This is a genomic window from Martinezella paranaensis (assembly GCF_014200235.1).
In the GTDB taxonomy this organism is placed as follows: domain Bacteria; phylum Pseudomonadota; class Alphaproteobacteria; order Rhizobiales; family Rhizobiaceae; genus Rhizobium; species Rhizobium paranaense.
In genome coordinates, this window is the sequence record NZ_JACHBI010000008.1 from 1 (window position 1) to 13,899 (window position 13,899).

At 58.0% G+C, this 13,899-nt stretch carries 14 protein-coding genes; 9 read left to right on the forward strand and 5 right to left on the reverse strand.

Annotated elements, in window-relative coordinates; genetic code table 11:
• Positions 1–553: 553 nt before the first annotated feature.
• From GGD50_RS19420 to GGD50_RS19435, 4 genes are all read right to left on the reverse strand, one after another.
• A complete protein-coding gene (locus GGD50_RS19420) occupies positions 554–1,138 on the reverse strand; it encodes a YceI family protein (RefSeq protein ID WP_183938663.1) in 585 nt (194 codons plus the stop codon).
• A gap of 19 nt (positions 1,139–1,157) precedes the next feature.
• The gene (locus tag GGD50_RS19425; RefSeq protein ID WP_183938664.1) at positions 1,158–2,012 is read right to left on the reverse strand and encodes a hypothetical protein; all 855 of its coding nucleotides are present in this window, start codon (positions 2,010–2,012) and stop codon (positions 1,158–1,160) included.
• A 401-nt stretch (positions 2,013–2,413) separates the two neighbouring features.
• Positions 2,414–3,031 (reverse strand): TetR/AcrR family transcriptional regulator, encoded by a 618-nt coding sequence (locus GGD50_RS19430; protein ID WP_183938665.1) that lies wholly within the window; start codon positions 3,029–3,031, stop codon positions 2,414–2,416.
• 56 nt (positions 3,032–3,087) lie between these two features.
• On the reverse strand, positions 3,088–3,438 hold the full coding sequence (locus GGD50_RS19435) for a DoxX family protein (RefSeq protein ID WP_183938666.1): 351 nt from the start codon (positions 3,436–3,438) through the stop codon (positions 3,088–3,090).
• 140 nt (positions 3,439–3,578) lie between these two features.
• Here GGD50_RS19435 and GGD50_RS19440 point away from each other — a divergent pair, with 140 nt between their 5' ends.
• From GGD50_RS19440 to GGD50_RS19475, 8 genes are all read left to right on the forward strand, one after another.
• Positions 3,579–4,685, forward strand: a complete 1,107-nt coding sequence (locus GGD50_RS19440) for an alcohol dehydrogenase catalytic domain-containing protein (RefSeq protein WP_183938667.1) — start codon at positions 3,579–3,581, stop codon at positions 4,683–4,685.
• A gap of 11 nt (positions 4,686–4,696) precedes the next feature.
• On the forward strand, positions 4,697–4,972 hold the full coding sequence (locus GGD50_RS19445) for a DUF3861 domain-containing protein (RefSeq protein ID WP_183938668.1): 276 nt from the start codon (positions 4,697–4,699) through the stop codon (positions 4,970–4,972).
• A 51-nt stretch (positions 4,973–5,023) separates the two neighbouring features.
• A complete protein-coding gene (gene fghA / locus GGD50_RS19450; protein WP_183938669.1) occupies positions 5,024–5,860 on the forward strand; it encodes an S-formylglutathione hydrolase in 837 nt (278 codons plus the stop codon).
• A gap of 60 nt (positions 5,861–5,920) precedes the next feature.
• The gene (gene gfa, locus GGD50_RS19455; RefSeq protein WP_183938670.1) at positions 5,921–6,493 is read left to right on the forward strand and encodes an S-(hydroxymethyl)glutathione synthase; all 573 of its coding nucleotides are present in this window, start codon (positions 5,921–5,923) and stop codon (positions 6,491–6,493) included.
• A 450-nt stretch (positions 6,494–6,943) separates the two neighbouring features.
• Positions 6,944–8,389: an aldehyde dehydrogenase family protein gene (locus tag GGD50_RS19460; RefSeq protein ID WP_183938671.1), complete on the forward strand. Its 1,446-nt coding sequence runs from the start codon at positions 6,944–6,946 to the stop codon at positions 8,387–8,389.
• Positions 8,390–8,526: 137 nt separating this feature from the next.
• Entirely contained in the window at positions 8,527–9,645 is a 1,119-nt protein-coding gene (locus GGD50_RS19465; protein WP_183938672.1) for a serine hydrolase domain-containing protein, read from the forward strand.
• 23 nt (positions 9,646–9,668) lie between these two features.
• Positions 9,669–10,055, forward strand: a complete 387-nt coding sequence (locus GGD50_RS19470; RefSeq protein WP_183938673.1) for a VOC family protein — start codon at positions 9,669–9,671, stop codon at positions 10,053–10,055.
• 166 nt (positions 10,056–10,221) lie between these two features.
• Entirely contained in the window at positions 10,222–11,103 is an 882-nt protein-coding gene (locus tag GGD50_RS19475) for an MBL fold metallo-hydrolase (protein WP_183938674.1), read from the forward strand.
• A 166-nt stretch (positions 11,104–11,269) separates the two neighbouring features.
• On the opposite strand, the gene GGD50_RS19480 is transcribed toward GGD50_RS19475, so the two are convergent.
• Complete coding sequence (locus tag GGD50_RS19480; RefSeq protein WP_183938675.1) at positions 11,270–12,292, reverse strand: LacI family DNA-binding transcriptional regulator; 1,023 nt, start codon at positions 12,290–12,292, stop codon at positions 11,270–11,272.
• A 258-nt stretch (positions 12,293–12,550) separates the two neighbouring features.
• Here GGD50_RS19480 and GGD50_RS19485 point away from each other — a divergent pair, with 258 nt between their 5' ends.
• Positions 12,551–13,885, forward strand: a complete 1,335-nt coding sequence (locus GGD50_RS19485) for an ABC transporter substrate-binding protein (protein WP_183938676.1) — start codon at positions 12,551–12,553, stop codon at positions 13,883–13,885.
• Positions 13,886–13,899: the final 14 nt, after the last annotated feature.

Here is a 13,899-nt window from a genome sequence, read left to right on the forward strand (position 1 = left end):
CCAGCACTTCGCCGGCCCTTGGGCCTTCGAGCTGAACGGTCATGACTTCCAGCGGTTTACCGGCGGCAACGGCTACGGCGGCGCGTACGTCCATTAGATTTCCTTTCGATGGTTGCCAGAATTGCCGCGGTGCGGCCTTGATTGCGAGTGTCAGGTCGCGGAAGAATAAGGAATGCGTCGGCTGAAGGTTCGCGGTCCGCAAATGGGCGAGCTTGGCCGCGCGGGTGTACCGCAAACGAGCGAGATTGCAGGCGAAAGCATTGACAGATCCTCCCGATGCGCGCTTACGGTTTTATCTCCGTCCTCCAGCCGCATGGATCTTCGTTAACATACTGATTAGAATTTGCATACTAAAAAGTATCCGAAATAGTTGGAAATTTCACCCGGCCGCCACCCCCGCGCCGGGCGACTATGGAAGCTGCGAAGCGACCGGTGAAGCGGCTATTTGTTCTGGGCAAAGCGTTTTCTGATGCGCCTATACAGAAAAGGTACCGTCTGCGACAGCGACGGTACCTTTCTCACGAAATGACCCTGCGGTCGGGATTGCGTTTAATCAGCCTTGGTGCTCGCGGCCTTCCACCTGGATCACGAGATCGACATCGTCACCGATCATCCCAAGTGCTGCCTTCATGCCGAAATCGCTCCGCTTGACCTTAGTTGTCGCGCTGAAGCCGACAACGTGGCTCTTGTCCCACGGGTTCTGACCTTCCTTATTGAACTTGACATCCAGCGCAGTGGATTTCGTGACGCCCGCAATCGTTAGGTCGCCAGTAATTTGGCCCGTGGTGTCGGAGGTCTTCTTGAACTCCTTGCCGACGAAGGTGATTTCCGGAAATTCCGTCGCATTGAACCAATCAGCACCCTGGATGTCGCCGTCGCGTTGCTTGTTGTTCGTCGAGATCGAACCGACCTTGACCTTGACATCAAGGCTGCTTCCCTCGGGCTTCGTGGCGTCGAAGTCGAAAGCGCCTGAGAATTCCTGCGCGACCCCAATCACTTTCGAGAAGCCCAGGTGATCGATGTAAAACGCGATTCCCGAATGCACGGGGTCGATGTCGAACTTGGTGGCCCAAGCGGGCGACACTGCCCCGGCGAGCGACGTCATCGAAAGCAACAAAGCTGCAAGTCTATATTTCATTTTCATTCTCCTCCTCAGGTTAAGCTGGAAAACTCGATCCATAGTCCAGGAACGCGACAGCGAGCGCCAACGCGGCCGGAAGCACAGCCAGGGCGACATGGACGAAAAGGCGCGGAAACTGCCGGGATACGCCGAGCATCCGGCAGATACCCTCCGAGAACACTGGCAGCACGACGCAGAGGCCGAGGATCGCAATGGCGACGGGATCGGCTTTGCGCGTGATCAACACCACGGTGAAAGCGACGGAAATCAGTCCACCCAACGCGCCGATCGATGAGGCGCCGCCAAAGCGGAAAACGGGGTTGACGATGTGTACCAGGAGAATTCCCAGGCAACCGGCTGCGAACATCAGACAGAGCTGAAACGAGGAGGACGATGCGCCGAGAAGGGCTATCGGCGCGAAGCCGAGCGCAAGCACGGCAACGACGCCGCCCCGCTTTACGTCATCCTCCGCGCGAACCGACGTCCCGCGCAAGATGAGCCACATTATGGCCACGCCGGCCGTCGCAGCAGTCACCACTTCCCACGTCGCCACTCCCAAGCGGGGCAGGCCAATATAGAATGCAGCCGCCACCGGCTGAAAAAGGGACACAACTCGAACCGCGCGTTGGGCGGCGATCTCGACCGCAAACCCCACTGCCGTCCCGATAACAATCACGTAGAACAGCTTGTTGACCGCCCCGACAGGCGGAAAAGCCGGCACTTTGTTGTAGACAAGCCAATAGGCTGCCAGCAATGCGGCAGGCATTAGGAGGTCAGTAAGGCGCACCAGGCGGCGCCAGCGCATCAGGCCCGACGCGAAAATGCCGACGAGCACCATGACGAGCAGAGACGCGGCCAGCGCCTCCTGCGGAGAGTTGCCAAATCCAAGCATGCGACGTTTTCCGAATTGCGACAGGTATTCTGCGGTGCCCGGTCCGCTAGCGCGTGACATGCGGCACCAAAGCAGCCGGCGCTTTAGCGTCCGGGTTGCTTGCTCCGACAGATCGCTGTCATCCTACTTTTGCTCATAGTCCCCCCCAATAACCGCATGCTCCTCAACAGCGGTCGCCACTTCCAGTTTGGATACCAAATAGTTTTCACATACTATCTGGTTTCTGGATGAAAGCTAGTCTCTGAATTTTTGGATGTCAAGCGCGCTATGGACGCAAAAACGGGCTCTCGCCCCGCTGCGTGCCGGCTGTCCTGATCGATAGATTGTTGAGACGTTAAGAGCGCGCGGCGACTAACGGTACAGCCGTGCGTCTGTCATGCCGTATGGCATGATGGTCCCCGTCAGGCCTTTACCGGGACGCCAGACTTGGTTGCTCGCGACGACCGATACATGTCTCGTAAAACGACCCGGACCATGTCTCCAGGGGCTCCCTCCTTGAGGAAGCTCGAAATACCGCCATAGGTGAGCTCGAGAACGATACCGCCGATATAGAACGGGTTTGCAGGGGACTGCATGACGAGATCCAACTTGTCGATGAGGATCTTGCCGACGCCCTCCCACTGATCCCGGAAAAGCTTGATGTGACGATCTCCCAGTGTGTGATCATGCTGTGCCATGCGCAGCAGCTCGATCGCCAGCATTCCCCACCGTCGGTCATCTCCGCGGTTGTTCGCCCATGTCGCGAGAACGTCAATGAGCTCCATGGGATCATCGCAGTTCCCGAGAAGTTCCGTCAGTTGAACCACGTCGCCGCCGGCATTGCCGGCAAGGAGTTGGAGGAAGATGTCTTCCTTATTGGCAAAGTTCGAGTAGAACGCCCCCTTCGAATAGCCGGCCTCCTCGGCGATCCGCTCAATCGAAGCCCCGGCGTAGCCGTATCGTGCCATGACTTCATAAGCGGACGCTAGAAGCTTCTCTTTCGTTCGAGCCTGACTTTGCTCACGTGTCAGCCGTGCCATTCGCAATTCCTGTTCTCGCGTATCCAGACACCGAGGCGTACCCCAAAATGCAGCGGTCATACAAGAGCTGTTAGCAGACAAATGAGCGCCCAAAAGATTGGATATTCCGGGCCCATCTTCTGCCAGCGCCAATTCAGACCGTTGATCTTCACGACCGCGTATCCGGCCCCAAGCAATACCAAAGCACCGCACACGGCTGCAACCCTGGGGTACACGGAAAAAATCATTCCGACAGCCGCGCACGTCTCGGCAACCATGGTAAGCACCACGAACAGCGTCCCGGGTTTGAAGCCCGCCGCTTCGAATGTTTCGCCGGCCTTCTCACGGTGCAGGCCCTTGCCAACGAGGTGGGGAATGAACCAGACGCCGCAGAGAATGCGGAGCCAGTCAACCAAAACGAAATCCATTTCTCCTCCTTGACGCCGGGCCTTTGCCGGGTCCGCGAGGATAGTTGCATTCCTCGCTTGCCTTTTAAGATACTAAACGGTATTCACAATCCAAATGGTATGTCAATACGAGGCAATCTTTGAGTTTGGGAGGAATACCGATGGAAATGATGCGTGCCGCGCGGCTCCACGCCGTGGGTCAGCCGATGAGCATTGACGAGGTTGAGCGTCCGAAGGCAACCGGGAGCGACGTGATCGTCCGTGTAAAAGCCTGCGGAATGGTTCCGAACCTCGCGAATGTTCTGGCTAACTGGGAGACTTGGTATCCGCAGATGCCGCTGCCGCCTCGGCCTGCGATTCATGGTCTCGATCCGAGTGGCGTGGTTCACGAGGTCGGTCCCCAAGTTGTCAGTATCAAACCGGGCGACCGGGTCTATGTGAACCCCGGGCGTTTCTGCGGCGCATGCCATCATTGTTCTTCGGGCAAACCGCAGGCCTGCGAATATTGGACGCTCGGCGGATACTTTGGATACAACCAGAAAAGCATGGAAATGTTCGCCCGCTATCCTTATGGCGGTTTCGGCGAATTCATGGTCGCCCCACAGGCGCAGGTCATCAAAATCCCCGACAACATGACGTTCGTCCAAGGTTCCCGCATGGGCTATCTCGGTACGTCCTACGCCGCCCTCAAGAAATGCGGTTCGTTGATGGGCAAGACTTTGATCATCAACGGCGCCACCGGAACGCTGGGCCTGGGTGCGACGCTGTTCGCGTTGGCGATGGGTGTCGCAAAGATTTATGCCGTGGCCAGGGGCGAGGCGCTTCTTGAACGGTTGAAGGCGATTGCGCCGGATCGCATCGTCACTTTCTCGAACGTGAAGGGATCCTCAGGAGCCTTCGTCAAGGAGCAGACGAACGGAAGCGGTGCGGACTTGATGCTCGATACGCTCGGCGCCAAGGCGCCGCTCGACTCCATGCTGGACGCCATGGGCGGCGTCAGACGAGGCGGCCGCATCGTCAACATCGGCGGCACGTCGGGGGCTTTGCCCGTCGACGTCAAATGGTGGATGGACGAGCAGATGGAATTGATCGGCTCGGTATGGTTCACGGCCGCGGAAGGCATGGAGATCGCGGCGATGGTCGAAGCTGGGATCATCGACATCTCGATCATGTCGCCGATGGTATGGCCGCTGGAGAAGATCAATGACGCCATTTCCGGCGTCGGAAAAGACGAAGGCGGCTTCACCTACTACGCTGTCGAACTGTAGCGGAGTTCCACTTGGCCTATACCTACCGGATCACCGTCGAGCGGCTTGAGGGGGATATTCCCTCGGCCGCCGACAAGGCCCTCGTCTTCGAAGCAACCAATCATGACGACCTTTTCAAGGTCCTGTCGATGGTGCGCGAGAAACAGATGCTGCCCTGCGACGAGACGGCCGAGTTCACCGTTGGTCTGAAACTGTTCACGGAAGTTCTCTTGAGGCACCGCTCGGATACGCCTTTCAAGGAACTGTTTCCCCATATCGGCAGCTTCATGAACTCACTGAAACGCTGAATCTCATCCGCGGCGACTGCGGCGCGGTGGCGGTCGATAAAGGATTACGACATGAAGACCATTTCGCTTGAGCGGTCCTATGGAGGGACGCAAGGTGTCTACGCGCACCGTTCGAGCACCTGCGGCTGCGACATGACCTTCGCCGTATATTTGCCTCCGCAGGCGGATGAGCGTCCGTGCCCGGTTGTTTGGTACCTATCGGGGCTGACCTGCACGCACGCCAACGTCATGGAAAAAGGCGAGTACAGGCGAGCGGCAGCCGCTCTCGGATTGATCGTCGTCTGCCCTGACACCAGTCCAAGAGGTGAGGGTGTGCCCGATGATCGGGACAATTGGCAGTTTGGCAGCGGCGCGGGGTTTTACCTTGACGCGACCTGCCCCCCATTCGACGCAAACTACCGCATGTACTCCTATATCTCCGAGGAGCTTCCACGTCTTGTTGCGTCGGAATTCCCGGCGGATATGTCTCGGCAAGGCGTCTTTGGACATTCGATGGGCGGGCACGGCGCGATCACACTCGCGCTGAAGCACCCCGACCGCTTTCGGAGCTGCTCCGCGTTTGCACCAATCGCGCGCCCCATGGCGGCGGGTTGGTCCCGTCCGGCGTTCGAGCGGTATCTCGGCACCGATGAAGAGACCTGGAGACAATACGACAGTTGTGCGCTCATCGAAGATGGCTTCCGGTTTCCGGAACTTCTCGTCGACCAGGGCACTGCCGACACGTTCCTGGAGGACGGTCTGCGTCCATCGGAACTCCAGAGGGTATGCGACCAGGCAGGCATTCGCCTGAGCCTGCGCATGCAGGAAGGCTACGGCCATTCCTACTATTTCATTTCGACTTTCATGGAAGACCATTTGAGGTGGCATGCGGAGCGACTCAATCGCTAATCGGTCACCCGCCGTTCTGAAGGTCGGGCGAGGTGTCCGGCCAAATAGGAGGAAGAAACTATGGCAAATGTCGGCATACACCCCCATGTCGATGGGGGATTGAGGAAAGGCGGCGCCGCGTTCACCGGTGGTACTCTCGTTTGCGAATGCACCACGAACCCGGTTAAGGTGAAGATCAAGGGCAATATCGCCCACAATCATGCCTGCGGCTGCACAAAGTGCTGGAAGCCGATGGGCGCAAATTTCTCCATCGTTGCGGTGGCACCGACGGAAGCCGTCGAGGTTGTCGAGAACGGCGATAAGCTCGCGGTCGTCGATGAAAATGCCCTGATCCAGCGACATGCCTGCAAGGAGTGCGGCGTTCATATGTATGGACCGGTGGAGCGGGATCATCCGTTCAAGGGCCTGTCCTTCATCCACCCTGAGCGTTTCGAAGAAGAAGGATGGGCGGAACCCGGGTTTGCCGCCTTCGTATCCTCAATCATCGAGGCAGGGTATGACCCCTCGAAGATGGACGCAATCCGCGAGCGCCTCGCCGAGCTCGACCTTGCACCCTACGACTGCCTCTCCCCGGGGCTGATGGACTACATCGCCACATGGACGGCAAAGAAAAGCGGCGTCTTGGCAGCTTAAACTCCGAGGAGCCGGACGGCCGTCCGGCTCCGACGTTGGTTCGTTTCACAGATTGGTTTTCTCGTTCATTCTGTGAGCTGTAGTTCGCGTCCATTCAAGAGCAGTCAACGTCACCCCGACAACCGAGTGCGCGATTGGAGGTTGACGCTAGCGATACGGACGCTCACTTCGAACGGATTCGAAGCTTCAAACACTGCTGGCGTTCGCAATTAAGTTCTGTCCTACGATCCCGGATAGGCAGATTGCGCTGGATTGAGCCGACTATCATCGGGAAGCAAATGAACTCAACCAGAGGGTGCTCCCTATGAACTATCTCGCGGCAAATCGATAGTCCAAGGACAAGCTTCAGCGCACCCACATGGGAGAACCTTCCCGGCTATCAGGATTGTGGGAATTTCGCCGACAGCATCACCGAATTGGTGAGCAGCACGGAAACCGACGGATAAAGCAGTGAAACAAGCGCACAAGTTCTATATCGGCGGAGACTGGGTCGACCCGACGCTATTAAGCACGCGCGAGGTCATAGACCCGTCCACCGAGCAGCCGATAGGAACGATTGCGATTGGCAGTGCGGCTGACGCCCATAAGGCGATCGCCGCGGCGCGTAGCGCCTTCGCTTCTTTTTCTCAGACGACGAAGGAGGAACGCTTGGCGTTGTTAAAACGCATTCTGGCGATCCTCAAGCGTCGCAATGACGAGATCGGCGATGTCGTCTCCCGCGAAATGGGAGCGCCGCTTCTCATGGCTCGGGCCGAACAAGCCGCCCTCGGCGCCATCCATTTCGAGCAAACGATCAAGGCTTGCGAAACCTTCGCCTTCGAATACATGCAAGGCTCGACTCGCATCGTGCATGAACCTGTTGGCGTGGTAGCAATGATCACGCCGTGGAATTGGCCGATAAACCAGATCGCCTGCAAGGTGGCTCCGGCACTTGCGACCGGCTGCACGATGGTGCTCAAACCCTCGGAGATCGCGCCGTTCAACGCGGTCATCTTTGCCGAGATCATGGATGAGGCCGGTGTACCGGCGGGGGTCTTCAATCTGGTCCAGGGTGACGGTCCAACCGTTGGAACAATACTCGCCAGCCACCCGGACGTCGACATGGTATCCTTCACGGGCTCGACGCGGGCCGGCATCGCCGTCGCACAGGCAGCGGCACCGACAGTCAAGCGGGTGCATCAGGAACTCGGCGGCAAGTCGCCAAACATCATATTGCGGAGTGCCGATTTCGCCGCTGCCGTTAGCGCGGGCGCACGCCGGTGTTTTGGCAATTCCGGGCAATCCTGCAATGCGCCGACGCGAATGCTCGTGCCGGCGGAGCGAATGGATGAAGCAAGCGCAATCGCCGCGAGAGAAGCGGCCATGCTCGTTGTCGGTCCTCCTTCTGATGCTCGCACGAACCTGGGGCCGGTGGCCAGCGTGGCCCAGTTCGAAAAGATACAGGCGTTGATCGCGGCCGGTATCGCGGAAGGGGCTGAACTTGTTGCCGGCGGCCTCGGGCGCCCCTCGCATCTCAACGCAGGCTACTACATCAGCCCGACCATATTCGCCCGTGTGACGAATTCGATGACGATCGCGCGCGAGGAGATCTTCGGTCCTGTACTGTCGATTATCGGCTATCAAACCGAGGACGAGGCGGTGGCGATCGCCAATGACACGCCCTATGGTCTTGCCGCCTATATACAGGGCGATCCGCTGGAGGCACGGTCGGTTGCTTGCAGCCTCCGTGCCGGCACGGTTCGCCTCAATCAATCGGCATGGGATGGTGCCGCGCCATTTGGAGGATACAAGCAATCCGGCAACGGCAGGGAATATGGGAAGTTCGGCCTGCATGAATTTACCGAAATCAAGGGTATCGTCGGCTTCACGAGTGATGAAGGCGTGACGAAAACCTGAATGCCGGTACAACCGGAATGAAGTCGCACTACTTGCATTGATGTTGCGCTGCGCGAACGATATCGCATACCTTGCAGAACATAAGCGGAACATGTAGTTCTGTATCCGCTGTTCGGAAATTCTGGAGGATAGTTGCGATGAAGGCGCGGATCGACGCGGTCATGGAGAGGGCGATCAGGGCCGGCAAGATCGTCGGCACTGTCGTGATCGTCACCAAAGACGGGGAGACCGTTTATTGCCGCGCTGCCGGCTATGCCGATCGCGAAATGGGAAAACCCGTTGAGACAGAGACGATTTTCCGTCTCGCTTCCGTGACGAAACCGCTCGTGGCAGCGACGACTCTCGCTCTTGTCGACAAGGGCAGGCTGGCGCTTGGCGACCTCGCGCGAGATTATCTTCCCTATTTCCAGCCCAGGCGGCCGGATGGGGAGATCGCCGATATCACCATCCGGCACCTGCTGACTCATACGGCAGGCCTCAGCTATGGCGCGGATCGCAAAACCACGCCACCGGAGCGGATGTTCGATGCCGGCCTTGCCGACACCGACCTCGATTTCGAGGAGAATTTTAGCCGACTATCGACCTTTCCGCTCCTGGCCGTACCGGGTACGCTCTGGTCTTATTCGATCGCCATCGACGTTCTTGGTGCAATTCTATCGCGGATCGAGGCGTGTAGCCTGAATGAGGCCGTGCGTCACCATGTGACCGGACCGCTAGGGATGAGCGATACCGGTTTCTCGGTCGGTGACCGGGAGCGGCTTGCCACGCCCTATGCCGATGCCCATCCGGCTGCCGTCAGGATGGAGGATCGCCATCTGATTCCGGACAGTGACGGCAATCTGATGACTTTTGCGCCGACCCGGCTGTTCAACCCCAAGGCTTTTCAATCCGGCGGCGCTGGCATGGTGGGCACGGCGCCGGATCTGATCACCTTTCTCGAAGCCGTCCGCCGGGGCGGGGCACCCATCTTGGAGGCCGATACGGCGAAAGCGGCACTTCTCAACCAGATCGGCAATATCCCGCGCCCAGGCGAACCAGGACAGGGGTTCTCCTTTTTAGGTGCGGTGATTCAGGACTCGGTCCTGGCCGAGACTCCGATGTCGAAAGGATCGGTAACCTGGGGTGGAGTTTATGGGCATAGTTGGTTCATCGATCCCATGAAAGGCATTTCGGCTGCCATCATGTCCAACACGGCGGTCGAAGGCTGCCTGGGAGCTTATCCGCAAGATATCGTGCGGGAGATCTACGGCGCTTGAGGCATCGAACATGAGGAGCCAAGATGATTGATCACACCGGTATTAACGTTCGGGATCTGGATTACGCCAAGAACTTCTATCGCGCGGCGCTAGCGCCGCTCGGCTACACAATATTGAAGGACTTTCCGAATGCGGCGGGATTTGGTGCTCCGCGCCCGGATGGCGGCGGCGATCCGGGTGGAGACTTCTGGATTTCGCAGGGCACGCCTTACGAGCCGCGATCGCACATCGCGTTCAGTGCTCAAACCCGTCACGATGTTGAGGCATTTCATCAGGCCGCATTGGCGGCTGGTGGCACTGACAACGGAGGACCTGGGATTCGCGCCCATTATCATGCAAATTATTATGCCGCGTTCATACTTGACCCGGACGGCTACAATATCGAAGCGGTTTGCCATCGAGAGATTTAGGAATGCGTGATGAGCGGTGGGCTGACGCAGTTGCCAGCCCTATGAACACTGACCCGGCCGGCCCGAAGAATAGCAATTGCCGCCTGGTGGCAGGTCCGCGCTTTAGTGATCCGCAATGCCGCCTACATGAGTGAATCTGATCGGGATTTTTAAGGAGGAGCATCGCGTGAGTGTCGCTGTAGAATTGTGCTCTTACCCTGGCCTTGACGATCGAATCATAATTGTCAGGGCGGGAGACGAAGTCGATGGCGTGCTTGTGCGCACGGCAAGATATAACGTCCTGATCGATACTCTCGGGACGCCCGACCAATGTCAGATGGCGCTGGATCTGCTTGGGGAAAAAGCGAATGATCGCCCGCTGATCGTCGTCAATTCACATATGGATTGGGATCATTTCTGGGGCAACGCGGCCATCGCCGGAAAAGCCCCGATCATTGCCCATGCGGCAGCGCTCGAACGCCTACGCGATCCATCGTCGCCGCAGACCTTGAGCGAAAAGGCGAACCAGGACGCGCGGTTTCGAACCGTTGAACTCATTGGGCCCGACATTACCTTTTCTGGCTCGATGGTGCTTCATGGTGGTGATCTCACCCTGGAACTCATTCACACCCCAGGACACACACCAGACCATATTGCCGTGTGGATCCCTGAAATCCGGGTCTGCCTAGCCGTTGACGCGGTCGAGCATCCGATTCCGGAAGTCTGGAGTGATAATCCGGATGATCTTCGATTGCTCTGCTCATCACTGAAGCGCATCCGCGATCTCAAAGCGAAGTTCGTTATCCCGGCTCACGGCATGACATCGTCTCCCGCCACGGTGGACAAGAATGTGGCCTATTTCGAAACATTGGCGGATCGTGTCGGCAGGCTGAACGAAGAGCAGTTGGCGGACCAGGCGCTCAGCAAATTGCCGGGTCTCCGGCTTCAAGATCTTGTGGCAATCCCTAGTGGGATGACCGCACCGACCATCGAGTTTTATGAGAAATGCCACGAAACGAACCTTCGGGCGACCGTAGAGGCATGCAAAGAGAGAATTAAGTTCGGATAGCAGACGATGGCAGCCAGTCGGAAACTATGCAAAAACACTTACCTGGATGTTTGATCCCAGGCTTTGATGGGGCAGCCGCTAGGCCTTCCCGGACGAGGTAGACGCTCCAATTGAGGTGCGAACATCAAAACGAGCGGAACTTTCGAAGGGGCGGCGAGGATGCCGCCTAAAGATTTTCTTTGAGAAGGACCTCGATCCTGATGCGTTCTTGTTCGGCCAGCGGCTCGCGTGCGTCCGCGCGGGCCCGCATGATGCGGATGGCGCTGCGCACCGCGTGACCGGGGTCCTGGGCGATGACGGCATCAATGCGGCCGTCGCGTAGCGCTTCCTCGCTGAAGGGCGTACGCTCGTGGACGACCACCGAGAGATTGACGAGATCAATGTTCGCGGCGGCTGCCGCAAGGGGCACGCGCGCTTCTGAGCTCAGTACATAGACGGCAATGATATCCCTGTTGTTTTCGAGGACACGAGCAATGATCTGGTTTGCGCGTTTTTCGTCAGCATGGGTCTCGATGGATGGAAGAGACCTAAGGTTCGGAAATTGCTCATTGATTATGGTGTCGAAACCGTGCCGGCGCTGAATGCTGTCGAGCGATTGCATCGTGTCTGCAACAACCATCACCTTGCCCGGCGCCCGGCAGACAAACGTGCCTATCAACTTCCCGGCGGTTGCCCCAGCCGCGAAGTTGTCCACGCCCACGAAATCGGCCGCTGGAAGCTTTTCCTGACCCGATAGAAATTGCACGACCTTGATGTCTCTTTCGAGGAGACGCGCCAAAGCATCGCGCACTTGGGGCGACTCCGGCGCCATGAGGGCGACGCCATCGAGCTCGTCTTCGCCTATCCCAGCGAGGTACTTGGCAATGCCATGGGCGTCTTCGGTCGGGATTTGAACATAGTCGATATCCGTCAGGTCCGCCTTGAGGGCCGCCCCCAAATCCTCCACTCGGCGTAAAAGCTCGCGAAGATAAAGATCGCCTGACTTGGGCAAGACGAACCTGAAGCGATAGCTTTTATTGCGTGCCAGGCTGACGGCGGCGGGATTGCGAATAAAGCCAATGCGTTCAATGGCTTCGTGAACGCTGCGGACCGTTTTCTTGCTCACATTCGGGCGGTCGTTCAGGACGCGATCCACGGTCGCGAGACTGACGCCGGCCGCTTCCGCGAGGTCTTTTGCTGTTGGCCGCATGTAGGCTCCAATCGATTTTCAGTCAGCCACATCTCTCCCAAAAAATTGAAAAATGCAAGAATTGATGTGCGGACCTCAAAATTTGCTTGCATTGAGGTCCGCACCTCAGTTATTAATTTGTTGTGACGGCCTCGGCGGCCAGAACTGAAAAGGAAGTCGAGAAACCGGCTCGGGAATGCGTTTCGCAACGCCCTTGCCGCAACGCTTTCATTTACCCTCTCGATGGAGGTCGAGAGGTTCAACGGGAGGATCCCAGTTATGAAATCTCTATTGATGAACTCGGCACTCGCTGCCGGGATGTATATCGCTGTGTCTGCAGGTACGGCTTCGCATGCACAGGCCGCAGACCTTACCCTCTGCTGGGCAGCCTGGGATCCCGCCAATGCGCTCGTGGAGCTGAGCAAGGATTTCGAAAAGAAGACCGGCAACAAGATGCACTACGAGTTCGTGCCGTGGCCGAACTACGCCGACCGCATGCTCAACGAGCTGAATTCCGGCGGCAAGCTTTGCGACCTGCTGATCGGCGACAGCCAGTGGATCGGTGGGGCCGCCGAGAATGGGCAATACGTCAAGCTCAACGATTTCTTCAACAAGGAAGGAATCAAGATGGACGACTTCATCCCGGCGACCGTGGTCGGCTATGCCGAGTGGCCGAAGAACACGCCGAACTATTGGGCAATGCCGGCCTTTGGTGACGTCGTCGGCTGGACCTACCGAAAGGACTGGTTCTCGCGGCCGGAATTGCAGGCCGAATTCAAGAAGAAGTATAACCGTGATCTCGCCGTTCCGAAGACTTGGGACGAGCTGATGGATATCGCCCAGTTCTTCCAGGGCCGTGAGATCGACGGCAAGAAGGTCTACGGTGCGGCCATCTATACCGAACGCGGCTCCGAAGGCATCACCATGGGCGCCATGAATGCGCTTTACAGCTACGGCTTCGAATATCAGAATCCGAAGAAGCCCTACGATCTTGAAGGCTTCGTCAACTCGCCCGGAGCGGTCGCCGGCCTCGAGGAATACAAGAAACTCTACGACTGTTGCACACCGCCCGGCCATTCCGACGCCTACATGACCGAAGACGTCGATGCCTATAAGTCCGGCCAGGTCGCCTTGCAGATGAACTTCACCTTCACCTGGCCGGGCATCAGCGCCGACGCCAACGTCGGTGGTAACAAGTCAGGCTACTTCCCCAATCCGGCCGGCCCGAATGGCGTTCAGTTCGCCCAGCTCGGCGGCCAGGGTATTTCCGTAGTTTCCGCCTCCGACAAAAAGACGGAAGCGCTCGAATACATCAAGTGGTTCGGCCAACCCGAGATCCAGCAGAAATGGTGGAAGCTCGGCGGCTATTCAGCCTTGAACGCGGTCGTCGACGACCCGAGTTTCGCTTCCAGCCAGCCCTACGCCAAGCCGTTCCTGGATTCGATGGCGATCGTGAAGGATTTCTGGGCCGAGCCGTCCTACGCATCCCTTCTGCAGGCGTCGCAGAAACGCTTCCACGACTATGTGATCGCCAACCAGGGTAGCGCGAAAGACGCTCTCAACGGCCTGGTGAAGGATTGGAAGGGCGTCTTCCAGGACGACGGAAAATACTGACGCTAACACCGCTT